The sequence below is a fragment of the Shewanella glacialimarina genome (assembly GCF_020511155.1).
Classification (GTDB): domain Bacteria; phylum Pseudomonadota; class Gammaproteobacteria; order Enterobacterales; family Shewanellaceae; genus Shewanella; species Shewanella glacialimarina.
Map to the genome: position 1 here is coordinate 3,756,459 of NZ_CP041216.1, position 24,851 is coordinate 3,781,309.

The 24,851-nt window shown below is 41.3% G+C and carries 24 protein-coding genes; 7 read left to right on the top strand and 17 right to left on the bottom strand.

The genetic code is table 11. The features are described from left to right. Nucleotides 1-36: 36 nt before the first annotated feature. Both FJ709_RS16390 and FJ709_RS16395 read right to left on the bottom strand, forming a co-directional pair. Entirely contained in the window at nt 37-1,623 is a 1,587-nt protein-coding gene (locus FJ709_RS16390) for a GMC family oxidoreductase (protein WP_226411173.1), read from the bottom strand. A gap of 36 nt (nt 1,624-1,659) precedes the next feature. Beyond that, complete coding sequence (locus tag FJ709_RS16395) at nt 1,660-2,166, bottom strand: TAT leader-containing periplasmic protein (protein WP_226411175.1); 507 nt, start codon at nt 2,164-2,166, stop codon at nt 1,660-1,662. Between the two features lie 107 nt (nt 2,167-2,273). On the opposite strand from FJ709_RS16395, the gene FJ709_RS16400 reads away from it, so the two are divergent. The 3 genes from FJ709_RS16400 (at nt 2,274) to FJ709_RS16410 (ending at nt 4,523) form a co-directional block, all read left to right on the top strand. Further along, a complete protein-coding gene (locus FJ709_RS16400; RefSeq protein WP_404829971.1) occupies nt 2,274-3,278 on the top strand; it encodes a hydrolase in 1,005 nt (334 codons plus the stop codon). Then, nucleotides 3,275-3,517: a YheU family protein gene (locus FJ709_RS16405; protein ID WP_226411177.1), complete on the top strand. Its 243-nt coding sequence runs from the start codon at nt 3,275-3,277 to the stop codon at nt 3,515-3,517. Before FJ709_RS16400 ends, FJ709_RS16405 begins: the two co-directional genes overlap by 4 nt. 124 nt (nt 3,518-3,641) lie before the next feature. Further along, nucleotides 3,642-4,523, top strand: a complete 882-nt coding sequence (locus FJ709_RS16410) for a phosphoribulokinase (RefSeq protein ID WP_226411179.1) — start codon at nt 3,642-3,644, stop codon at nt 4,521-4,523. Nucleotides 4,524-4,798: 275 nt separating this feature from the next. On the opposite strand, the gene FJ709_RS16415 is transcribed toward FJ709_RS16410, so the two are convergent. Next, nucleotides 4,799-5,488, bottom strand: coding sequence for a tetratricopeptide repeat protein (locus FJ709_RS16415; RefSeq protein WP_226416027.1), 690 nt, complete (start codon nt 5,486-5,488; stop codon nt 4,799-4,801). A gap of 441 nt (nt 5,489-5,929) precedes the next feature. On the opposite strand from FJ709_RS16415, the gene crp reads away from it, so the two are divergent. The 4 genes from crp to FJ709_RS16435 all read left to right on the top strand — a co-directional run bounded on the left by crp (nt 5,930) and on the right by FJ709_RS16435 (nt 9,003). After that, nucleotides 5,930-6,565, top strand: a complete 636-nt coding sequence (gene crp / locus FJ709_RS16420; protein WP_226411181.1) for a cAMP-activated global transcriptional regulator CRP — start codon at nt 5,930-5,932, stop codon at nt 6,563-6,565. An 86-nt stretch (nt 6,566-6,651) separates the two neighbouring features. Beyond that, entirely contained in the window at nt 6,652-6,999 is a 348-nt protein-coding gene (locus tag FJ709_RS16425) for a PepSY domain-containing protein (RefSeq protein ID WP_226411183.1), read from the top strand. Beyond that, complete coding sequence (locus FJ709_RS16430; protein WP_226411185.1) at nt 6,980-7,657, top strand: response regulator transcription factor; 678 nt, start codon at nt 6,980-6,982, stop codon at nt 7,655-7,657. Before FJ709_RS16425 ends, FJ709_RS16430 begins: the two co-directional genes overlap by 20 nt. Beyond that, a complete protein-coding gene (locus FJ709_RS16435; RefSeq protein ID WP_226411187.1) occupies nt 7,654-9,003 on the top strand; it encodes an ATP-binding protein in 1,350 nt (449 codons plus the stop codon). The genes FJ709_RS16430 and FJ709_RS16435 overlap by 4 nt, the downstream gene beginning before the upstream one ends. A gap of 73 nt (nt 9,004-9,076) precedes the next feature. On the opposite strand, the gene FJ709_RS16440 is transcribed toward FJ709_RS16435, so the two are convergent. The 14 genes from FJ709_RS16440 to hflK form a co-directional block, all read right to left on the bottom strand. After that, nucleotides 9,077-9,877, bottom strand: a complete 801-nt coding sequence (locus tag FJ709_RS16440; protein ID WP_226411189.1) for a DUF1338 domain-containing protein — start codon at nt 9,875-9,877, stop codon at nt 9,077-9,079. 127 nt (nt 9,878-10,004) lie between these two features. Further along, nucleotides 10,005-11,465: a succinylglutamate-semialdehyde dehydrogenase gene (gene astD / locus FJ709_RS16445; RefSeq protein WP_226411192.1), complete on the bottom strand. Its 1,461-nt coding sequence runs from the start codon at nt 11,463-11,465 to the stop codon at nt 10,005-10,007. A gap of 9 nt (nt 11,466-11,474) precedes the next feature. Beyond that, nucleotides 11,475-12,494, bottom strand: coding sequence for an arginine N-succinyltransferase (gene astA / locus FJ709_RS16450; RefSeq protein ID WP_226411194.1), 1,020 nt, complete (start codon nt 12,492-12,494; stop codon nt 11,475-11,477). Between the two features lie 110 nt (nt 12,495-12,604). After that, on the bottom strand, nt 12,605-13,822 hold the full coding sequence (locus FJ709_RS16455) for an aspartate aminotransferase family protein (RefSeq protein ID WP_226411196.1): 1,218 nt from the start codon (nt 13,820-13,822) through the stop codon (nt 12,605-12,607). A 348-nt stretch (nt 13,823-14,170) separates the two neighbouring features. Next, the gene (locus FJ709_RS16460) at nt 14,171-15,313 is read right to left on the bottom strand and encodes an HDOD domain-containing protein (RefSeq protein ID WP_226411198.1); all 1,143 of its coding nucleotides are present in this window, start codon (nt 15,311-15,313) and stop codon (nt 14,171-14,173) included. A gap of 83 nt (nt 15,314-15,396) precedes the next feature. After that, a complete protein-coding gene (locus tag FJ709_RS16465; RefSeq protein ID WP_226411200.1) occupies nt 15,397-17,904 on the bottom strand; it encodes a S9 family peptidase in 2,508 nt (835 codons plus the stop codon). A 135-nt stretch (nt 17,905-18,039) separates the two neighbouring features. After that, nucleotides 18,040-18,609, bottom strand: a complete 570-nt coding sequence (locus tag FJ709_RS16470; protein WP_226411202.1) for an anthranilate synthase component II — start codon at nt 18,607-18,609, stop codon at nt 18,040-18,042. Between the two features lie 77 nt (nt 18,610-18,686). Further along, complete coding sequence (locus FJ709_RS16475) at nt 18,687-19,139, bottom strand: ClpXP protease specificity-enhancing factor (RefSeq protein WP_226411204.1); 453 nt, start codon at nt 19,137-19,139, stop codon at nt 18,687-18,689. Then, complete coding sequence (gene sspA / locus FJ709_RS16480) at nt 19,139-19,768, bottom strand: stringent starvation protein SspA (RefSeq protein WP_226411205.1); 630 nt, start codon at nt 19,766-19,768, stop codon at nt 19,139-19,141. Before sspA ends, FJ709_RS16475 begins: the two co-directional genes overlap by 1 nt. Nucleotides 19,769-19,863: 95 nt before the next feature. Next, nucleotides 19,864-20,562, bottom strand: coding sequence for a cytochrome c1 (locus FJ709_RS16485; RefSeq protein ID WP_226411207.1), 699 nt, complete (start codon nt 20,560-20,562; stop codon nt 19,864-19,866). Further along, complete coding sequence (locus tag FJ709_RS16490) at nt 20,562-21,776, bottom strand: cytochrome b (protein ID WP_226411209.1); 1,215 nt, start codon at nt 21,774-21,776, stop codon at nt 20,562-20,564. Before FJ709_RS16490 ends, FJ709_RS16485 begins: the two co-directional genes overlap by 1 nt. After that, complete coding sequence (gene petA / locus FJ709_RS16495) at nt 21,776-22,366, bottom strand: ubiquinol-cytochrome c reductase iron-sulfur subunit (protein WP_226411210.1); 591 nt, start codon at nt 22,364-22,366, stop codon at nt 21,776-21,778. Before petA ends, FJ709_RS16490 begins: the two co-directional genes overlap by 1 nt. A 410-nt stretch (nt 22,367-22,776) precedes the next feature. Continuing rightward, entirely contained in the window at nt 22,777-23,667 is an 891-nt protein-coding gene (gene hflC, locus FJ709_RS16500) for a protease modulator HflC (RefSeq protein ID WP_226411212.1), read from the bottom strand. A 3-nt stretch (nt 23,668-23,670) separates the two neighbouring features. Next, nucleotides 23,671-24,828: an FtsH protease activity modulator HflK gene (gene hflK / locus FJ709_RS16505; RefSeq protein ID WP_226411214.1), complete on the bottom strand. Its 1,158-nt coding sequence runs from the start codon at nt 24,826-24,828 to the stop codon at nt 23,671-23,673. Nucleotides 24,829-24,851: the final 23 nt, after the last annotated feature.

Sequence of the window (24,851 nt, forward strand, 5' to 3'; positions counted from 1 at the left end):
AACGGCTTGTGTCGGTTTATATACTAGCCATAACCGTTAACTGGCCTTCAACTTTTCAGCCAACATAGTGGCATTTCTGGCCACCATGCCATAAATAGATAACTGCGGATTAGCCCCTAAACTGGTTTGGAACATTGAGCCATCAAACACAGACAAATTAGTAAAATAATGCGATTGACCAAAACTATCCACCATCGCTTTTGTGGTGTCCTCTCCCATTGGGCAGCCGCCCATCACGTGTGCAGATGCCACAATAGTTTTGAGCAAACGTAAGTCCATTGAACCAATCACTTCCTGCGCTTGCTTCCAAGAAGTTAAGAAGTCTAATCCATCATTCATCGGCAATACTTTTTTTGCCCCTGCGGCAAATTGTAACTCCGCCATGGATAAAAAAGCTTTTCTTGCAACGGCCCAAAAATCATTTGATAACGGGTAATCTAATGCGAAACCATGATCGGTCAAACGCACCTGGCCTCCTATGCACTGCTCATTGAATCCATCGCGAACCAAAGCAATCATCACTTGCATTTTGTTGAAGTTAGCCATCAATTGAGCATGACTTTGACCAAAACCAATGGTTTTAGATGCGATCAACACAGGGTGGATAGGCGCCACTTCTAACTTATAACCTAAGTCTCCCGCTGCACCATCTCGCCAAACAAACTGATCTGAATAAATAGACTGAGGTGCGCCGCTATGGCCATTAATTTGCTCATCAAAAAGACCACCAGACAACAGCGAAGGATGTAAAAAGGTTTTGCCTAGGAGCTTGTGTGGGTCAGGCACATTAGATCGCATTAAAATAGTCGGGGTATGGATTGCGCCAGCACTTAAAATATAGTGCTTAGCACTGAATGTTAACTCAACACCGCTGGGCTTTAAGCCTTCGGTTAATGCTGTTGCCGTTAACCCATTAACTTTATCGCCACTGTGCTCAAGTTTAGTCACTTTAGCGCGTGAAATTAAGGTCGCACCTTTATTTAATGCCGCAGGAATGGTGGTCACTAGCATAGATTGCTTGGCGTTAACCGGACAGCCCATGCCGCAATACCCCGTATTCCAACACCCGGTTACATTTCGTTTAATAACCGTATGTTCCCAGCCAAGTTTCTCGCAGCCTTCGCGCAGCACCCCATTATTACGATTAGGTTCATGCTGCCATTCGGTAATATTCAGCCGTTGTTCCATTTTCTCAAACCACGGTAGCATCTCTTCTACTGACGTGTTGATAACTGAACGCTCCGATGCCCAAAAATCGAGTGTTTGTTTCGGTGTACGAATCGAGGTGGTCCAGTTAATGGTTGTTGAGCCACCTACTGCTCGGCCTTGAAATATGCCGATGCCTTTATCCGCGGTTTTCATCGCAGCGGCTTGTTGATACAAATTAGGGTATGCGTGGCGCTCTTCCATATCAAAATCTTTAGAAGATTTAAGCGGACCACCTTCAATCATAATAACCGTTAGGCCTGCCTCAGTGAGCACTTCAGCGGCTGTTCCACCACCGGCGCCGGTTCCGACAATAATAACGTCGGCTTCAAAATGTCGATTTTGCTGCAAGGTGCTGGCATCAATGTGCTGCCAACCTGAATCTAAACCTGTGGTAATAGGATCAATAATAGCCAATTGAAGCGTCTCCTTTGAGCAAACAAGCTGGGTTATTTAGGCATTAAGCAAAAAAGTGGGCTTTGCATAACCTAATTTTCCCCAATGAGCTGGGGTAGCATAGTAACTGGCTAAAATTAATTCGCGTAATCCAAGATAGGCTGTCTGTACCATGTCTAAGTAATGGAAGCGCCATGCTTCAAGCATATTGGTTAAATCGACTGGCGAACGCATCATTAATGGCGTCATGCTGCCAGTCAGTATTAACAAGCCTAAACGGCTTTCAAGCAACGCTAACAGCTCACTTAACTCAGCTTGCTGATCTGTCGGCAACACATCAATAGAAGCCTGAATAGCATCAATAGTCGTATCAATTGCCAATTTTCGTTGGCTGGCGACTTCCGGTAAAGCGCCATCTAACAACACAGGAATAAGCACACTGAATAACACCCGATACTGAGAATCACCACCAATAGCAATAGGGTCTGATGGGTATAAATTAATGCCTAAAGCGAGTACAGCAGTGCCAGCAAAAGCACCGGTAAGAAAGGTACGACGTTTCATTTTCTTCCCCCTATTATTTTTGTTGTGATAATTTTATCTGTGTTACAGTGACACTAATCATATTTAAACACACGTTTAAACTTTCACAAACACTCGTTGAATGACTCATGTCGATAAAAAGCCCTTTTACTCCCCCCTGGTGGGCCGCTAACCCACATATACAGACTATTTTGCCAGTAATGTTCAAAGTGGCCAAACCAGATACTTTTCGTCAAAGGCAAGAGCTTCCTGATGGTGATTTTATTGATTTAGACTGGTTAGGTCAGCCACAAAATGGTGATCCAATTCTAGTCATTACCCATGGGTTAGAAGGTAGCACTGAGTCACACTATGTTCGTAGAATGTTAGTAGAAGCAAACAAAGCCAAATTATGCTCAGTGGTACATCATCATCGTGGCTGCTCTGGCGAACCCAATCGCTTAGCAAGAAGTTACCATAGCGGTGATTTTGAGGATTTAGCTTTTACGTTACAGCAACTTAAAATGTATTACCCTGATTCACCTTTATATGCGGTTGGTTATAGCTTGGGCGGCAATGTGTTAGCCAAATACCAAGGCAGTAAGCAAAATCAAAGTTTACTCGATCGGGCGGTTATCGTTTCAGCACCGCTAACGCTCAGTGCCTGCGCTAAAAAATTAGAGAGTGGCTTTTCAACAGTTTATCAATCACATTTGATTAAGCGTTTGCAGAAAAAAATGCTCGAAAAACTCGATAATCATAACTTAGTCGCACAAATGCCGCTGAGTAAAGCTGAATTACAGCAACTGAATACCTTTTATCAATTTGATGACAAAGTTACCGCACCGTTACATGGGTTTGCCGGCGTTGATGATTATTATACCCGTTCAAGTGCCCTGAGCTTACTAAAACACATTAGTAAACCCACACTTATCATTCACGCTAAAGATGATCCCTTTATGACTGAAGCAGTTATTCCCACACAAGATGAACTCTCTGCTGAGGTAAACTACGAGCTGCATTTATCCGGTGGCCATGTCGGCTTTATCGATGGCGGTTGGCCTTGGAAACCTCGATTTTATCTTGAGAAACGCATCATTAATTTTTTGCTTACAGACCCACAAGTATCGAGTAGAAAAGGTGATACAGCATGATTATTCCCTACAGCGCATTACACGGTTTAGAAGGTGATACTCTGAACAATTTAATCAAAGAGTACTTGTTCACTCAGGTAGAAGATGGCAGTTTTAGTGAACTCGATAGCCAGCAACTTTTAAATATGATGAAGCAATGTAAGCAGGCTTTAAAGCAAGGTGAGTTAGTGGTTGAATACAGTGAAGAGGATGAGTCGGTAGCCATTCGTCATATCAAAAATATTATTCACTCAAAATAATAAAGCCTGTGAGCATTGACCAAAAGGTCTTAACTGCCGTATAAATGTTAGCCCAACGAGTACAAAGCCCATGCATATCGCTTTGTTACCCCATGTTCAACATGATAATTTCTAGGCAGGAACAATGTCAGCTAAACATCCTATTATTGCTGTGACGGGCTCATCTGGTGCCGGCACAACAACGACTACAACGGCTTTTACCCATATTTTTCGTCAATTGGGAATTAATGCCGCATTTGTAGAGGGTGACAGCTTTCATAATTTTACCCGTGCTGAGATGGAAGTGTTAATCCGTAAGTCTCAAACTGAAAATCGTAACATCAGCTATTTCGGCCCAGAAGCAAATAACTTCATCAAGCTCGAAGAATGCTTCGAAAGTTATGGCACTAAAGGAACTGGTAAAACCCGTAGCTATCTGCATACCTTTGATGAGGCAGTGCCCTTTAACCAAATGCCTGGTACTTTTACCCAGTGGCGAGACTTACCCCCTAATACAGATATGCTGTATTACGAAGGTTTACATGGCGGAGTGGTCACTGATGATGCCGATGTGGCTAAGCATGTAGATTTATTGATAGGCATGGTGCCCATTGTTAACCTAGAGTGGATCCAAAAAATTATTCGCGACACTAATGACCGTGGTCACAGCCGTGAAAAAGTCATGGGGTCTATCGTTCGCAGTATGGATGATTACATCAACCATATGACTCCACAGTTTTCTCGTACCCATATCAATTTTCAACGCGTGCCTACGGTTGACACATCGAATCCATTTAGCGCAAAAGATATACCAAGTTTAGATGAAAGCTTTGTTGTGATCCGCTTTCGCGGTATGAATAATGTCGACTTCCCCTATTTCTTGAACATGATACAGGGGGCATTTATGTCTAGGGTCAACACCTTAGTAGTACCTGGTGGCAAAATGTCTCTAGCGATGGAGCTGATTCTGACACCGTTAATTCGTGATTTGATGGATAAACGCTTAGAGTTACAAAAGTTAGATTAATTTAACATCTCATTCCTGTAAATTATTCAAAACATACTGAATTAATAGACACTTAAGTTTGCATTAAGCTAGATATATTAGGCTACAACTATCGGGACTTCAGGCGAAAGAACGATAGTTGATATGCTCAGATGTTAATTCCCCCCATCTCGATCTGTTAGCATCTTGAGCATGTCAGCGCTTAAAGCCTTTTTATCATTCAAAATTTTGTAGTATAACACTCCACTTACACATATCTCCTCTAGCATTAACATCTCCAAATTTATGGATAAAAATTAATCCATAAGTGGGATAATTTCTCTGTAGGCTTGATTATTTTGATAACTTTTTAAACGCTGTAAAAACTCATCACTTTTGGCTACCTCAGGGTAAAGTTTTAATGCATCAATGGCTTTTTTCTGTACACTAATGGCCTGAATAAAATCACCTAACTCAGCATAACCTGCCGCCAAGTTGTCCAAAATAGTCGGATCGCCTTGATTTGTTTCAAGCAGTTTAAGTGACAAACTTACCGCTTTTGAGCCATCACGATATTCAGACTCAGGACAAGTTGCCAAAATCCAGGCGATATTACCTAAAGAGACATCATCACCGGCAGCACCAAACTGAGTTAGCGCTTTACCACAATTGCGCTCTACGCCATCACCACCAGCAGAATAAATAAAGCCTAAACGAAAATGTGCCCACTTATCACCTTGCTGGCTCATGTCTAAATACCATTTTTCAGCTTTAAGTAAATTGCGGGGAATTAATTTACCTTCAAACGCTAAATCAGCAATAGTCTGTTGTGCCTTAATATGTTGTTGATTTGCAGCTTGCTCAACCCACATAAAACCTTCTGTAATATTTTTATCAACGAATCGTCCTGATAAATACATCAGTCCCAGTAAAAATTGAGCATCTGCATCACCTTGAGCGGCCTTTAATTGAATATGCACCACTCTTGATTGGGTGTTCGACTGCATAGTTTGCGGCTGTGAAAATGCCTGTACCTTAGACAATAATAAACAGCAAAAAATAATACAACCCAAACTAATCTGGAATAACTTCTTCACATCCACCTCATAAACCACAGCAATAACACCTTAAACATAAACCAACTCAGGTTGGCATTACAATAAACCATAATAGAAGATTCACCACAACTAACGATACTCCTACTCATGAATATAAGTTAATCATATAAAAATAGCTTAGCGGCGCTGAAAACGATTGTGACTTAAGTTCTAATCTGGCACTTTTATTGACTTAACTCTCAAATCCGATCAAATAAACCTACATTTTAAAAAGTTAATATAAAATGCACAGTCGTTAAACTAGATCTCCATCAAGGTTTTATCTATTTAAATAGCGTAAAGTACTTAATTAGAGATTACTTATTTTTCAATCAATCGAGGAACATCAATATGGCTCTGATTGGTAAGCCAAAACCGGATCCAACTTTGGAATGGTTTCTATCACATTGTCACATCCATAAATATCCAGCTAAAAGCACGCTAATTCATGCTGGCGAAGATTCTGATACTTTATACTATATCGTTAAAGGTGCGGTTGCCGTATTGATTAAAGATGAAGAAGGCAAAGAGATGATCCTTTCTTATCTTAACCAAGGTGACTTCATCGGCGAGTTAGGTCTGTTTGAAGAACAAGCCGAACGTACCGCATGGGTCCGTGCTAAACAAGCATGTGAAATTGCCGAAATCTCTTACAAGAAATTCAAGCAATTGATTCAAGTAAACCCTGAAATTCTGATGAAACTATCAGCACAAATGGCGCTGCGCTTACAAAGCACGAGCCAAAAAGTAGGTGATTTGGCCTTCTTGGATGTGGCTGGTCGTATTGCGCAAACATTATTACATCTTGCCAAACTGCCAGATGCAATGACTCATCCAGATGGCATGCAAATTAAGATTACTCGTCAAGAGATTGGTCAAATTGTAGGTTGTTCACGTGAAACCGTTGGGCGTATTTTGAAAATGCTTGAAGAGCAAAACTTAATTCAAGCACACGGTAAAACGATAGTGGTTTACGGTACGCGTTAAGTTAAGCTTCAGCTTGATTTAAGCCAAGATTATTAAAGTGGTGTCAGTTTATCTGCACACCACTTTTTTTATGCCTTGGAGAGAGTATGTCCATGTTTATCACTATTGGCTTATTCAGCCTTAGCACATTAAACGCTAACTTCAATAATACTCAAACCTTGTATGAGGCAGACCATAATCATGTTCAAAAACTGGTTAGCGCAGGCCATATACGTTCTTTAGATGAATGCCTTAACTGGCTAGCTCAATATTGTGATGTTCAGCTAGTAGATGCACAATTATTTCAAGAAAAAGATAAGTGGCGGTATAATTTACAGCTAAAATTAAAACAAGGCCACACTGTAAATCTGCAATTTGATGCACAAAGTGGTACTCTAAATTCGTTAACTCAATTACCTAGTGAATGCACGCAACATGAAACTGCTACTCGTTGAAGATAATCCACTTTTAGTGGCTGAATTAGAAAAGCAACTTAAACAAGCCGGCTATGTTACCGATGTAACAGATAAAGCGGTTGAAGCTGACTATCTTATCAAAGAAACTCAATATGATTGTGTCATACTCGATATTGGTTTACCCGATGGAAATGGGTTAAATCTTATCACTAGTTGGCGTGAAAAAGGCATAGTCACACCTGTTATCATGCTGACAGCAAGATCACAGTGGCACGAGAAAGTAGAAGGGTTTAATGCTGGTGCTGACGATTACCTTGGCAAGCCATTCCATACTCAAGAATTACTTGCTCGCATACAAGCACTGATAAACCGTGCCCATGGCCGAGCAAATACTGCCTCAAAACAGCTTTGCTACGCAGGTGTTACATTAGACGAAAACGAGCAAAAAGTGATTGTCGCGGAACAAGAGTTTGAGCTAACAGCAATGGAATTCAGGCTGCTTAAAATATTTCTGATGTCACCCAAGAAATTACTATCAAAAACACAACTAACCGATAAGTTGTATCAATTTGACGATGAAAAAGAAAGTAATGTAGTTGAAGTCTATGTGACTCACTTGCGCAAAAAGCTGGGTAAAACGGCGATTGAAACACGCCGAGGACAGGGATATATCTTCCATGGCATAATCGAACAATGATCTCGATTCGCTCTAAGCTCAGCCTCTGGTTAACCGGGCTGATAGTATTAAGCACAATCATCGGACTAATGTTGTTTGAGTCCATGCTCAGAGAAGCATTTCACGATTCTATTATTAACCGCTTAGAGGAAGATCTTGAACACGTTATTCTGGCCACAAGATTACAGGATGGCCAAATAGAAATCGATCATCAGCAACTGTCTAGTTTTTACAAACCAGCCTATTCAGGCCGTTATTTCCAACTTAATTTACCGAACCAGGTGATTAGGTCTCGTTCACTTTGGGACGTTGAGTTAGAAATAGAACCATTAGCCGATTCACAAAAACGTGTCTGGCAGGCAAAAGGCCCGAAAAATAACGATATGCAGTTGCTATCTATTGGCATTGGATCTGATGACACCCCTAATACGGCCACATTAACCGTGGCCCAGGATTTAAGCATAGGTAGGCGGGTATTTAGTGAGGTTTTTGGCACTAAACTGGCTATTAATATTGGTATGCTATTGGCAATGATAGCGGGTATTTTTATTATTCTACGTCAGTCTTTTAAACCGGTAAAAAAGATACAGCAGTCGTTAGCCAAATTACGCCAAGGGGAAATAAGCGCCCTAGAGACTCAACATATACCTTCAGAAATAAAACCCTTAGCAGAAACCTATAACCAGCTACTCGACTATACCGCCAAACAGATTGAACGTAGTCGCAATAACTTAGGTAACTTAAGCCACGGGTTAAAGACCCCCTTAGCTATTATGCAGCAGCAAGTAGAAGCCTTAGGATTAACAGATCCAGATGCGGCAATAGCAATGCAACAGCAGTTAGACCAAATCAGAAAAATGATTGAAAGAAAGCTCGCTGCTGCAAGAGTCACCGGCGATATGCTTCCTGCCGCTCAAATGACTGTCGATAAAGATTTTACCAGTTTACTGAATACCCTTAAAAAAGTTTATCGGCATAAAACTGTGATTGAGAATATTCATAACCCGCAACAGTTATCACGTATTCCTATTCACCGTGAGGATGGAATGGAGCTGTTTGGTAATTTACTTGATAATGCATTTAAATGGACAGATTCCTGTGTGCAATTATCATTAAAAAAACAGCACAATCATTCAATTACTATCACAGTCGAAGACGACGGTTCAGGCGTACAACAAGATCAATTAGCTTTGTTAACCGCCAGAGGAAAACGCTTAGACGAGGATGTTATGGGCCATGGCTTAGGTTTATCTATTGTGAAGGAAATTTGCGAGCAGTATGGCTTTCAGCTGCAATTTAACGCCAGTGAAAATTTCAGTGGTTTGGCGGTATCCATCGTTATTCCACTCAATAAGCCTGCAATCTAAAACCCAATAAGCGCACAAACACTGGACATAAAAAAGCCCCACATTGTGAGGCTTTTAGTAAACAGAATATCGATTACATCATCGCATTAGTACTTTCAAAAATCTTATCAGCAGACGCCGCAACAAATCCAGTATATAGCTTACCATTGTCCATTGGATAACGGCGGGCAAATTCATAAAAACAACTTGGAATTTCTGCATCACCATCGGTAAAGCTAACAACCACTTTATCTGCCATGGTAGAAGATTGCTCTAATAACACTTCAGGTGTGCCTTTAATTTCACCACCTGAAGCATTCAGTAAAAAGCCTGCGTCTTTCAAAGCTTGGTTCACATCTTCGATGCGCTCAAACTCTGGTAAATCATTTATTGATACTGTGAAATGGTTTGCTCTATAACCAATAGCAGCAACCCAGGCCGCATATTCACTTTCAGCCAGTAATGCTTGATAAGTGGCTTTATCAAGCTGCCAGTGACGGCCTGAATAGATGAAGTTATCTGCAACGGTTGCAGCAACATCAATCTGCTCAATAAAGCCTTTAATGGTTTGTTGCAGCGCAGGGCTAAACTCTTCCACTAACAATTCAGAAATAAACACTTTAGGTTGGCTTGGATCTGGATGTTCAAAATGCTTCGCTATCAGCTTTTTCTGCTCAAACTTGTAATCACCGCAATCAACATAACCAATAGAGGTAAAATGCTTGGCCAGCACGCTAAGATTCACTTTAGCAATGTTAAACGTACGCAGAGCGATATGATCATTAATGATCGGCGCACCTTTACTCAGCAATTGGTGAATTTTGGCTGCTGATGGGGTCATTTTTATATAGTCTTGCCAGATAGCCGCAAATAACGAATTGACGTCAGTATGCATGGTAAAATCCTTCTAAAAAGCAGATCTTAATTGAGGTCGGGCAATAAGAATCTGTTAAATCACGCTAATTGCGCTTCAAGTATTTGCTTAAAGCGCGCTGGAACTTTGTCTAAAAATCAGACTAAAGTTAAATCGATAAACCAGGGCTTAAACTCGCTGGAAAACTGACACTATCAGCTTCCATTGAAGCGACAGGGTAAGCACAGTAGTCTGCAGCATAAAATGCGCTAGCTCGATGATTACCTGAAGCACCAACACCACCAAACGGTGCAGCACCAGAAGCACCTGTAATTTGTTTGTTCCAGTTAACAATGCCTGCACGAATACGCGCTAAGAAGTAATCGTAATCTTCTCTGCTGTCAGCTAATAAGCCAGCTGACAAACCATAACGGGTATCATTTGCAAGACGAATTGCTTCATCAAAATCACTGTAGCGAACTAACTGCAGTAAAGGTCCAAAATACTCATCATCTGGCAGTTTGGCTATCGCCGATACGTCAATCAAACCAGGAGAGACAATGCCCGTACCTGCTTCAACTTGTTTCAGTTCAATCAAGGACACGCCACCTAAAGATTGCAATGTCGCTTGCGCAGCAACCATGCCACGCGCTGCCGTTTCAGAGATCATTGATCCCATAAATGGCTGTGGCTGAGCATTCCAGGCACCGACTTTAATTTGTTTTACAGCAACGATAAGTGCAGCAATTAACGCATCGCCTTGAGCACCTGTTTCAACATATAAACGACGAGCACAAGTACAACGCTGGCCTGATGAAATATAGGCTGACTGAATAATATCGTGAACTGCCGCTTTAGTATCGCTAACGCCTTTAATGATTAACGGATTATTACCGCCCATTTCTAAGGCTAATATTTTACCTGGATGACCGGCATATTGTTGATGCAATATATGACCAGTTCGTGAACTACCTGTAAAGAATAAACCATCAATTTGAGGGTGAGAAGCAAGTGCTTTACCGGTATCAACTTCACCTTGAACCAGGTTAATAATCCCTTTTGGTAAGCCTGCTTTTTCCCAGCACTTTAGCATTAACTCAGCGACTTTAGGCGTTAATTCAGATGGCTTGAATACAACAGTATTACCCGCTAATAAGGCCGGTACGATATGACCATTAGGTAAGTGCCCAGGAAAATTATACGGGCCAAACACAGCAACAACACCGTGAGGCTTATGACGTAATACTGCACGACCTGCGGGTAAATCATTGGTCTCAGTGCCAGTGCGCTTGTCATGGGCTTTAGCTGACAAACCAATTTTTCCAATCATAGCGGCTGCTTCTGTCGCGGTTTCCCACTGTGGTTTACCCGTTTCTTGGGCAATAGTTTCAGCCATTTCAGCTTTATGGGCTTCTAACTGATCACGGTAAGCTTCAACAATCGCTAAACGGCCTTGATAGCCTAGCATAAACCAATCAAACTGTGCAGCACGTGCGGCGTCAACCGCGCTGTCTACTTGAGCTGCAGTGGCTGTTTTGCCGTGCCAAATAACTTCGCCGTTGGCTGGGTTAATTGATTGCACATCATGGCCTTCGCCAGCTAACCATTTACCTTGAATAAATTGAGTCATCGTATATTCCTATAATGAAAGCACGCGAATTTGTTGACCGTCTTCCACCATTAGCCCTTGGGCAAGTTCTGGTGATAGAACAACATTATCGTGCTCATCAGATACTTTTAGCTTTGCCGCGGTTGCGCGATAATCAGCAAGCTTGGTATTTGAAATTATGAATTGGGTGTCGGTATGATGCGCTTTGCCAATTTCAACTGTTAATAAACGACTGCGTTTAACCGACTTAATATCGCTTAATCCACATTCAACCGTTGGGCCACCATCAAAAATATCGACATAGTTTCTAAACTTAAAGCCTTCAGCTTGCAGTAAACGCAAAGCTGGTTTGGTGTTTTGATGTACTTCACCAATCACTTTCTGGGCTTTTTTAGGCAGCAAGCACACATACACTGGGTTGCGCGGCATCATTTCAGCCATAAAGGCTTTTTTACCTAAACCTGACAGGTAATCAGCTTCAACAAAATCAATGCCAAGAAAATGCTTCTGGAGCCACTGGTAAAAAGGCGAGTCACCTTTGTCATCGCTGACACCCCGCATTTCAGCAATCACAGTCTCGCCGAAGCGGTGTTTATGCTGCGCCAACAATAAAAATCGTGAACGAGATAACATGCGACCATTATTGCCTTTACGGTATGCATCCTTTAAAAACAAAGTACATAATTCTGCCGCACCGGTATAGTCATGACATAACGTCAGGGTTTCAACTTCATTACGAACAGCAATTTGTTGTGAATGATAGACCTCAGTACCTAATCTGTAATGATAGAACGCATCTTCCATACCCACTGCGGCTTCAATACCACAGGTACCAACAACTTGTTGTGTGCTTGTGTCCTCAAGGACCATTAAATAGCTTTCATCGAAAGGCTTTTTAACGTCTTTGGAAAAAGATGCTTCAGCCCTCGCAATCTTCGAACGCAGTAATTCTTCATTTACTGGTAAAGAAGTAAATCCGTGGCCAGACGCTACAGCAATATCGTAGAGTGCTTGATAATCGTTGGCACGGATCGGACGTATGATTAACATCTAAATCTCCTCATGGTGCTAGATGAATAAGGCGTTCACAACTAAGGTAGACGCCTTTATCTAACACTGACCCAAACAAAAGGAGCGCAGCAAGCTGTACTCCTTTTGTATTAACCTGCAACCACTTTGGCTACAGCACGTTCAAAACGCGCTAAACCTTCAGCGATATCAGCTTCTGGGATAACCAGTGATGGAGCAAAACGAACCACATTGGCACCAGCCATAAGGGTCATAACCCCCTCTGCAACTGACGCGACTAAGAAATCACGGCTACGACCTTCATATTTTTCGTTTAGCACAGCACCTAACAACATGCCTTTACCACGGACTTCACTAAATACATGATATTTAGCATTAATGGCAGCAAGACCATCACGGAATAATTGCTCACGGTGCTTGACGCCGTCTAAGACTTCTTTGGTATTAACCACATCCATTACCGCATTACCTATAGCACACGCCAATGGATTACCACCGTATGTTGAGCCGTGGGTACCTATTTTAAGGTGTGCGGCAATTTTAGCGGTTGTTAGCATAGCTGCGATTGGGAAACCGCCACCTAATGCTTTGGCACTGGTTAAAATATCAGGCACGATATCAGTACCCATATAAGCAAATAGTTCACCAGTACGGCCCACACCTGTTTGCACTTCATCAAAAATAACTAATGCATCGTGTTTATCAGCAAGTGCACGTACCGCTTTTAAGAACTCTGGATCGCCATTAATAATGCCGCCCTCACCTTGTAAAGGCTCAAGCATAATTGCACAGGTCTTGTCAGAAACAACGGCTTCTAATGCTGCAATGTCATTGAACGGCACATGGGTAATACTTTGTGGCTTAGGACCAAAACCATCTGAATAAGCTGCTTGACCACCTACAGTGACGGTGAAGAAAGTACGACCATGAAACGCTTTATCAAACGCAATAATTTGATCTTTTTGTGCGCCGTGGTTATCTAAAGCATAACGACGTGCTAATTTTAAAGCCGCTTCGTTTGCTTCTGCACCAGAGTTGGCAAAATAAACACGTTCAGCAAACGTAGCGTTAACTAATTTTGTGGCTAATGCCAAAGCTGGTTCGTTCGTCATCACGTTCGATAAATGCCACAGTTTCTCGCCCTGCTCTTTTAACGCTGAAACTAATGCAGGATGACAATGTCCTAAACAGTTAACGGCTATACCACCAGCAAAATCGATAAATTCATTACCGTTTTGATCCCAAACACGGCTACCTTCACCTTTAACGGGAATTACCGCTGCAGGCGCATAATTAGGCACCATGACTTCATCAAATTGGGCGCGGTTAAGATTCATTTCAACAGTCATTCCATTTCATCCTTCATTTTGTGTAAACGGCCGCAAAGCCGCTATATATCGTCGTTTTCTTTGTTATATAGTCGTGAAACGACGACTGCTTGTATACAGTATTAGTTATTATTAACGAAAATGTGATCAAAATACCAGTTATCGACAATTAACTTCTGTTAAGACGTGCCTGAAACTGAATAAAGATTGATAAAAATGACTAAACGAAGCGCTTTAATAGGGGCTTTACAGCATAAGTAGTCATAAAAAAAGTTATTTGACTGCTTTTACCGTCACAATTGGTCAATTGTGCATAATTACACACTATTAACATTGTTATATGCATTGCGCTTGGGTAGACGAAGCGAATTAAGTTAGATCTAACTTACGGTAGTTTTGCGCTTTTAGACGGATCACTTCTTGTTGACTAAATTCATAATAATCAAGCATCACTTTTCGCTCTTGTGGTGCGAGTAATTGATGTTCTTCTAATAATATTATTTTAGCAAAGCAACTTGCTTTGGCTACGATAGATGCATCAATCGATAACTCATTAAAATGATAATCTTGATCTAATTCTTTTAACACTTTGGTAATCGAGCTTTGTTCAAAATCTAGCTGTTCAAGTAATTGCCAGTTTAAGTGATGCCCATGATCAATAACTTGGTTAAAAACTTGCTGTGCAGGAAACTCTGTCGCCATCACAGCATCATAAACTTCTTTATCGCGGCTGCCACTAGCCTCTCTCAGCCAGGTGCCCCAATACTTTTCAAATAATCGTGCGCTATTAGATAAAATAACTGAGGTGCCTAATTGATACAAAAGTGCGCAGGTGTAGCTGATATGTGTAGGACGGTTATGCAATATCGCTAACGCTTGCGCAGCAATAGCGGTAATCATGCTGTATCGCCACAACTTTCGGGTTGTCCAAAGTAGATTGGCATGACCACTTGGTAGCCAATTTCTGATACAAAAATAGGGGATCAACAAGCGTAAATTTTCTAAACCGATATAATTCAATATCAATTTAATATCCGTGACCTGTACATCTGAGTTTTTGGGACGTCTGTGTGTAGATGCAGGGCTGTTTATCAAGGTAATAAGATCCCTCGTTAACCAAGGAAGGCTAGCTATAATAGGCCGGATACGATTAATATTAGGATCTTTTTCTAGTAGCAAATCAAGCAATAAAATTTGACTATCTTGTATACCTGAGCTGGCTAACAAACTGTCTAGGTTGGTTAGCTTATGTTCAACGGCATTATTAACGGTATCGACAAGTTGAGCAGAAATAGCCTTATAAATAGCTTTAGCTTCAGCCTGCTTATCTAACCTAAGCTGAATAGCTTTACGCTCGATATCTAATTTATTGGCATCTTGTTCCAGTTTTTCATTAGCATCATCCTCCATGGCGGCCGCTTTATGCTTGCCAACAATAAGGTGTTGATATAGACGCCGTTCAATTTCAATCAATTTACCAGGACGCACGCCACCCGCTGTTGATACTGTCACTCAAATAAACCTTGTAATTAATTATAGATAACATAATAAAAATTAAGGCTTCCTAAAGGAAGCCTTAATTTGATTAACCAAGGTTATTTCTTTAACTCTTGTTCAAATAGTTTATAAATTCGACGATATTCATCTAACCAGCTTGATGGCTGTTTAAAACCATGGGGTTCGACAGGATAAATTGCCGTTTCAAACATCGGTTTTTCAAGTTCAATTAAACGTTGCACTAGGCGCACGCTATCCTGGAAGAAAACGTTATCATCCAATACACCTGTCATAATCAATAACGGTTTTTGCAATCCATCAGCATGTTCAATTGGCGAACTACGCTCATAGGCAATAGGGTCGATATCCGGTGTATTGAGGATATTAGAGGTATACGGCGCATTATAATGTGCCCAATCCGTTACAGGACGTAATGCAGCTCCTGCCTGGAATAACTCTGGTTCATTAAATAATGCCATAAAGGTTAAGAAGCCACCGTATGAACCGCCATAAGTACCGACTTTAGCCGCATCAACATTGACGTTATTTGTCATCCAAGACACACCATCTTTTAAATCTTCAACTTCAGGTGTGCCCATATTACGGTAAACGGCTGTTCGCCAATCGCGACCATAACCTTTCGAACCACGAAAATCCATGTCCATCACCACATAGCCCTGTTGCGCTAACATGTTGTGGAACATAAATTCACGGAAGTATCCTGAAAAGCCATAATGGGCATTTTGCAGGTAACCTGCCCCATGATTAAAAATAACAGCTGGGTATTTGTCAGCGCCTTGTGCCTCGAAGCCTTGAGGTAAATACACTCTGGCGTAAACATCACCCGCACCATGGTTGGAAGGCACTGCAACGACTTGAGGGGCTTGCCAAGCATATGATTTGAACGCATCACTTGTGTAATCAGTTAATTGAGAAATTTTTCCGCCAATAGGCTGAAGGTACAACTCGTTAGGTTTAATGAGTGACGAAGCATCAAGTAGTAAAGATTGGCCATCTGGGCTTAACACATACGATAAAGTACCAAACCAGTTAGTCAGCTGCTGAATTTTTCCAGATTCAATTTCTACACGGTAAACGTTATAACTACCAGGATGATCGGCATTAGCCCGATACACAATATGCTTAGCGTCTGGCGATAATGTCACATCATCAACCACAAACTTACCTTGAGTCAGTGCTCGTGCTTTTTGGCCCACTGTTTTTACATATAAATGTGAATAACCCGTTTCTTCTGATAAAAAGTAAAAGCTATCAGAGTTAGGCAACCAACCATATTGATTGAAATTATAGTTAACCCATGCATCGTCATGTAAGCGATGTTCAGTTGTTAAGGATCCTTTATCTAGATCAACTGAAGCTATCCAGCGATCTTTATTGTCAACGGCTTCTATCATAACAAGCAGTTTATTTTTTGTTGGGTGCCATTGAATCGCGCTTTGGCTCCACTCCCAATCTTGCATTAATTGAATTAAACGTGGTGATTTTTTGCTTTCATATTTCTCATCCTTAGCCACTGCATTTTCTTGTTTAACGTCAGCAAGCACATCTTCATCAAAACCCGTTAGCCCTTCGATGGTAATATCTTTTTTAACATGTTCAGTTAAATCTAATAATACTAAACGTTGACCAGGAAATTTATCTTCGGCAACTCTAGATCTCGCTGGCACAGCATCAACATAGCCATCTTGCCCAAGATAATTAGGCATAATGTCGTGTTCTGCTCGCCAGGAATAATTTTTGTCAGTTAAGGCCAAAATGGCATAGCGTCCATCAGCCGACAAACTGATATCAGAAACCACTTCAGAATCACCTAAATACCAGGTCTTGGCAGCAAAGCTAGGATCGGCATCCGCTAACTGTTGTTGGTATTGTTGCTGTGCTTTGGCGTTATCATGCTGCAGTGCAACATATTCGATTAAACGATGTTGCTGCTTAGCAATATAAGAGCTTGGATCCTGGATTAGTTTAGGCTCATTTGCCATTTGGATATTAGCAATCTGTTCAATCAATCCTGATGACTGATGTAAACGAAAAATATTATTTCCCTGCCAGTAAGCTAAATCACCATTAGAAAGAAAACGCACACCGCTTATGGCAGCATTTTGTTTAGTCACTTGCTTGATTTCACCATCAGTTAAATCTTTAACAAAAAGGTTGCCCTGGTAAAGGTAGGCTTTTTTAGTGCCAGCTAAATTAAGTACCGCGTTTTTTTGATCGGCTAAATGCAGTTGATCTAAATTTAGTTTACTAGCCGTTTTTTGATCTACACCTTGTAGGTAATAATCCGCTACAGGCGCTTGGTGGGCTTGGCGTTTATAATAAACGGACTGGCTATCGTCTGACCAATAAGCATCTTGGGCAAAAATGCCCATCCAATCTGGGTTAGCCATGATTTGGTTTAACGTTAATGGCTGTTCGGCTTTTGGTGGCTGCTCTAAGGGTACTTGAACAAATAAGTTATTGCTCAGGGTATTAGTTTGAGCAGGGGCTTGTGCTGTAGCGCTGCATCCACTGACAAGTGCCAGTGTTAACGCACTAAAAGCAAAACGACGAATGAAAGGCGAAGTGATCGCAAAACCAGACATAATTATCCCTATAATGAAGATGTTATTATTTTAGGGATACTTTATAGCACAATTGTATACGATATTTCGCGCAGATTTATGGGGAAAGTTGTAACAGAATGACTTTATAAATCGCATTATAAAACCACTTTTACATCATTGGCGAAGAAAATTAGCCAACAATTCATGACCCTGTTCGGTCAATATTGCCTCAGGGTGAAATTGCACACTGTAAAGCGGCATATTAAGATGGCTCATACCCATTATCTCACGGCCATGAATGGGGTCGTCGAACCAGGCATCAAGGACAAAACCTTCAGGCAATACATCAACAAGTAATGAATGATAACGAGCAACGGTTAACGGCTGATTTAACCCTTGAAATAAACCTTTACCAGTATGCTTTATGGCACTGGTTTTTCCATGCATAACCCGCTTTGCGCGTACCACATTAGCACCGAAAACCTGCGCGATAACTTGATGGCCTAAACACACCCCAAGAATAGGTAACTTGCCGGCAAAATGGCGAACAACATCAAGTGAAACTCCAGCCTCATTAGGGGAACAGGGGCCGGGTGATATCACAATGTGCGTCGGTGATATACTCTCTATATCAGCAAGAGTAATTTCGTCATTTCGCTTAACCACTATATCTTCACCTAGTGCTTGAAGATATTGCACTAAATTAAAGGTAAAAGAATCGTAATTATCTATCATTAGCAACATGTAACTGTCCAACTAAGTGGATATAACACCATTAAAAAAACCAGCCAAAGGGCTGGTTTTTAGTAGACCTTATGTTGTTATTTTACAACAGTGAGGTGGCTTTTACGCTTAGGTTTGTCATCAGTTTTTTCTGGTACTGATTTATCTATCGTAGTATCAACAGAAGCTAAACCTGGTGATGTCACTTTAGTCTCATCATCAATAATATAAGCATCTTCTATATCAAATACGGTACCAGAACCATTTTCACGCGCGTAGATAGCAATAATAGATGCCATAGGCAAGTAAACTTGCTGAGGTACGCCGCCAAAACGGGCACTGAATTCAACTGCGTCATTATTCATTTGTAAATTAACTACAGCACCTGTGGCGATATTTAATACAATTTGTCCATCTTTAACAAATTGCTGAGGTACTTGAGTATCTTTTACAAATGCATCAACCACAACATGCGGCGTAAAGTGGTTATCCATCAACCACTCATAATAAGCCCGCAATAAATAAGGACGGTTTGGAGTAATGCTTTTCATTACATACCCATGCGCATTTCGCGCTCAGCCTCTGTTAATGATGCTTTAAATGATTCACGCTCAAAAATACGTGTCATATAAGCATTAATCTCTTTGGCAGTACGAGGATCTAAATTGATACCTAATACAGGCAGACGCCACAATAGTGGGCCTAAATAACAGTCAGCTAAACCAAAGTCTTCGTTCATGAAGTAAGGCATTTCAGCAAATACTGGTGCCAAAGCAACTAAACTTTCAGTTAACTCTTTACGAGCAGCATCAGCTTTATCACCATTGCGAATACGATCAACAAGTACGTACCAATCGGTATCGATGCGATGCATCATCAAGCGGCTTTGACCGCGTGATACAGGGTAAACAGGCATAAGTGGTGGATGCGGGAAACGCTCGTCCAAATATTCCATGATGATACGAGATTCATATAACACTAATTCGCGGTCAACTAACGTTGGCACAGAGTTATATGGATTTACTTCAAGTAAATCTTCTGGCATTTCACTTGGGTCTACCTGTAAAACATCAACGGTAACCCCTTTCTCAGCCAATACGATACGCACTTGATGGCTATATAAATCATCGGCACCTGAAAACAGTGTCATGATAGAGCGTTTGTTGGCAGCTACAGCCATTTATACTCTCCAGAAATCTAAAAAAACAAAACAAACGAGGGGCTAAGCCCCTCGTTTACATTACGCGGATAATACATTTTACCCGTTATTTGATGCTAGTGCACATCTTTCCAGTATTCTTTCTTCAACAAGTAAGCAATGATGAAGAAAATAAACAGGAATCCGAGTACCCACCAACCTAATGCTTCACGCTCTAACTTAACAGGGTCGCCTGAATAAACGAGGAAACCGGTTAAGTCACGTACAGCTTGGTCGTACTCTTCAGCAGACATTGAGCCACCTGTAGTCACTAGATTGCCATGTTCATCTTTTACACTAAGACCTTGAAGATCTTGTAAAACATGTGGCATACCGACTAGTGGAAATACTGTGTTATTAACACCAAATGGACGGCTTTCATCAGCGTAGAAACCTTTTAGGTAAGTGTAAACCCAATCGGCACCACGTACGCGAGCAACTAAGGTTAAGTCTGGTGGCGCTGCACCGAACCATTTAGCTGCATCAACCGTAGGAATGGCGTTTTCCATTAATTCACCCATTTTAGCATCGGTGAACATGTACTTGTTACGCATATCGTCTGTTGAAATACCTAAATCGGTAGCAACACGGTCATAACGTTGGTACTGAGTACTGTGACAACCAGAACAATAATGTTGGAATAAATCCAAACCACGCTCTAGTGATGCTTTGTCATGCAGGTCAACGTTAGCACTTTCTAAATCAACTTCATGTCCACCTGCTGCCATTGCGAGCGATGGCAACAATGTAACTAATGCTATTAATAACTTTTTCATTAGTGAGTCACCCTCGTAGGTACTGGCTTTGTTTTCTCATTCTTACTATAGACCCACAGGGCTACGAAGAAACCAAAGTAAGTGAAAGTGAATATACGTGCCGCAATAGTTAGCTCAGGAGTTGCAGGAACCACACCTAAATAACCTAAGATAATGAACGACACAGTAAATTGTGCAATGTTGATCTTGTGAATCAAGCTACGGTAGCGAATAGACTTAACTCTACAACGGTCAATCCAAGGCAGAATAAATAATACTGCAATAGACAGTCCCATAGCGACAACACCCAATAACTTATCAGGAACTGCACGTAAAATGGCATAGAATGGTGTGAAGTACCAAACAGGTGCTATATGAGCAGGAGTTTTCATTGGATTAGCCGCTTCAAAGTTTGGCTTTTCAAGGAAGTAACCGCCGCCTTCAGGCATGAAGAACAACACATAACAGAACACGATTAAGAAACCAGCTACACCCATAATATCTTTTACAGTGTAGTAAGGGTGGAATGGAATACCATCAATAGGCCATCCGTTCTCATCTTTGTTCTTTTTAATTTCAACGCCATCAGGGTTATTTGAGCCGACCTCATGTAATGCGATTAAGTGTAAGAACACTAATACAACTAATACAAGTGGAAGCGCAATAACGTGTAACGCGAAGAAACGGTTTAGTGTTGCACCCGAAATAACATAATCGCCACGGATCCAAAGTGTTAGGTCATCACCAATAAAGGGAATAGCACCAAACAATGAAATAATTACCTGCGCACCCCAGTAAGACATTTGTCCCCAAGGTAATAAGTAACCCATGAATGCTTCAGCCATCAGCACAAGGAAAATCAACATACCAAACAGCCACAATAGCTCTCTTGGCTTTTGATAAGAACCGTAGATTAATCCGCGGAACATGTGCATATAGATAACAAAGAAGAACGCCGATGCACCAGTAGAGTGCATATAACGTAACAACCAACCGTACTCAACATCACGCATGATGTATTCAACTGAAGCAAAAGCACCTTCAGCTGTTGGTACGTAATTCATCGTTAACCAAATACCCGTCAGCAGCTGGTTAACTAGAACTAATAATGCTAATGAACCAAAAAAGTACCAAAAGTTAAAGTTCTTTGGTGTCGCATACTGCCCTATATGACGGTTATAGGTAGCCGTCATTGGAATGCGCGCATCGATCCAATCAATAATGTTCTTAACCATTACGCAGCTCCCGTATCTTCACCGATAATTACGTTGGCATCATCGATATATTTATGCGGCGGGACTACGAGGTTCAATGGAGCAGGAACACCCGAAAACACGCGACCAGCCATGTCAAATTTAGAACCATGACACGGACAAAAGAAACCAGATGTGACACCCTCAACCTGCTCACCAAATGAATCAGGCAAATAAGTTGGAGAACATCCTAAATGGGTACAAATACCAACGGCAATAAAGAATTCAGGCTTGATAGAACGTGCAGGGTTAGTTGCATATTCTGGCTGCTGCATTTCTTCAGATGCTGGGTCACGTAGTTGGCTGTCTAATGTTTGAAGAGTATTTAGTACAGCTTCTGTACGACGAACTACCCAAACCGGTTTTCCGCGCCATTCGACACGAATTAACTGACCTGGCTCTACTTTACTAATATTTACTTCGACCGGCGCACCTGCAGCTTTCGCTTTGGCACTCGGATTCCATGACTTGATGAAAGGAACCGCTACAGCAACGGCTCCTGCACCACCAACTACGGCGGTTGCGGCTGTCAGGAATCTGCGACGTCCGGTATCGACTGGCGCATTGCTCATCCACTTATCTCCCAGAGGGTGTTGGAATTTTTATATTTCAATAGTTTAACCTCTAAAAAAGGTAGTGTTAAACTATCATAGTTTGAGGCAGGGCTCATTATAGCGAAAAATTAGAAGCAGATCATAGAGAAAACACACAACTAAATTGCGGATTAAGCCACTTTGGCTTAAAAATATTATTTTTTCTGCTTTGAAGATGTTGTTTTCGTATTAATAAAGCAACATAAAAACAAGCTAACACACTGGTTTAAATAACTAAATAATCAACAAAGATTAACTAATTTAGACAAAGGTAGCGAGATGAAAAAAATAATTATTTTTATATGAAACGATCAATAACTCTACCGAACTTCAGACACAAAAAAGCCCGATATTCATCGGGCTTTTACTCGCAAACTAACAAGTTAGCTTTATTTTCCGTCCATCGACTTCATGTACTTGAAAAAATCACTTTCAGGTTCTAACACCATAATATCTGAATTACCGGAAAAACTTTCTTTGTAAGCTTCTAAGCTACGTAAAAAGCCGTAAAACTCAGCATCTTTGTTATAAGCATCAGCGTAAATCTTAGCCGCTAGCGCATCACCTTCACCACGAATGGTTAATGCATTACGTTCAGCGCCTGCGACCTTAACTGTCACACCGGCATCGGTCGTTGCACGGATGATTTCAGCTTGCTCTTTACCTTGAGCACGATGCTCTTTTGCCACAGCTTGACGCTCGGCACGCATACGTTGGTAAATACTATTACTCACGTTAGCAGGTAAATTGATTTGCTTAACACGCACATCAACAACCTCAATGCCTAAGTTTGCTGCACTTTCAGAAGCATTTGTTAATGCATCAATTTGCAGTTCATCGCGCTTACCAGAGACAATTTCTTTAATTGTACGGCGACCAAACTCAGTACGTAAATCATTACTGATTTTTGCTTGTAATAGCTTTTCCGCGTTGGCTTTAATACCTGCGTTTGTTGAAAGATAATACTTTTCAAAATCACTAATACGCCATTTAACGTATGAATCAACCATTAGATCTTTCTTTTCAGAAGTCACAAAACGATCAGCTGCGCCATCTAGAGTTTGAATGCGAGCATCCATATACCTAGGTTTATCAATAACAGGCCACTTAAAGTGTAACCCTGGAATGAAGACACGCGTAACGTCTACGCCGTCGATATTGTCTTTAACAACTTTACCAAAACGAGAAACTATCGCACGTTCGCCTTCATTGACAACCATGACAGATGAAAAACCAAGACCTAAGATAACAACAAGAAGAATTAAACCTAATCTACCCATGAGTTACCCCCTCCCTTGACGAGTGCGATCTTCACGAGACAAGCGTCCATCTGTAGTAGTACTTGTCATCGGGATATTGGCACTACCTGATACTGAATTAATATGACGCTCAACTTCTGGCTCAGCGGCTTTACCGTCAGCTTTACTGTTGTTCATCAACTTATCTAATGGCAAATACATTAGATTACCGTTGTTTTTAGCATCAATTAATACTTTGTTGGTACCAGACATCACTTCTTGCATTGCGTCTAAATACAAACGCGTACGAGTTACACTTGGTGAAGCTTTATATTCAGGTAATAACTTCTCAAATCGAGCGACTTTACCTTCAGCTTCAAGAACAACACGTTGTTTGTAAGCACTAGCTTGCTGTGACATACGTTCAACTTGACCTCGAGCTTTTGGCTCAATCTCACGAGAATAAGCTTCTGCTTCACGGATAAAGCGTTGCTCATCTTCCTGCGCAGAAATTGCATCATCAAATGCATCTTTCACTTCTTCAGGCGGACGTGCTGGTAAAAAGTTAACGTCACGAATTTCTAAGCCTATTTTATAAGGTTCAATAATTCGCTCTAACTCTTTCCAGGTATCACGACGAATTGCGTCACGCCCAGTGGTTAAAATGTCATCCATACGGTTGTGACCAATGACATAACGCAGCGCGCTGTCGGTGGCTTCACGCAAACTTGCGTTGGCATCAACAGCACTGAACAAGTATTCATATGCATCTGACACGCTATATTGAACCACAAGCTCAACTTTCACGACGTTTTCATCAGATGTCAGCATACTGCCCGATGCAGGAACCGAACGGAACGTTTCCACATCAACGGTTGTGACTTCATCAATAAAGGTTGCCTTCCAGTGTAAACCAGAGCTCACTTCACCAATGTGTTGACCGAAACGGAGTAATACACCACGCTCAGCTTCTTTAACTGTGTATAGGCCAGACAATGCCCAAATAATCAGAGCAATCAAGGCAAACACAATCAATATAGATGAGTTAAATGGCTGGCCTGGAGCGCTATTACCGCCCTTGCCACCAAAACGTTTTGATAAGTTACGAAATACTTCGTCTAGATCTGGTGGTCCTTTATCGTTACCACCCTTATTTCCCCAAGGGTCTTTACTTCCCTTGTTACCGGGCTCATTCCAAGCCATTTAGCACTCCATAATTGGATGAA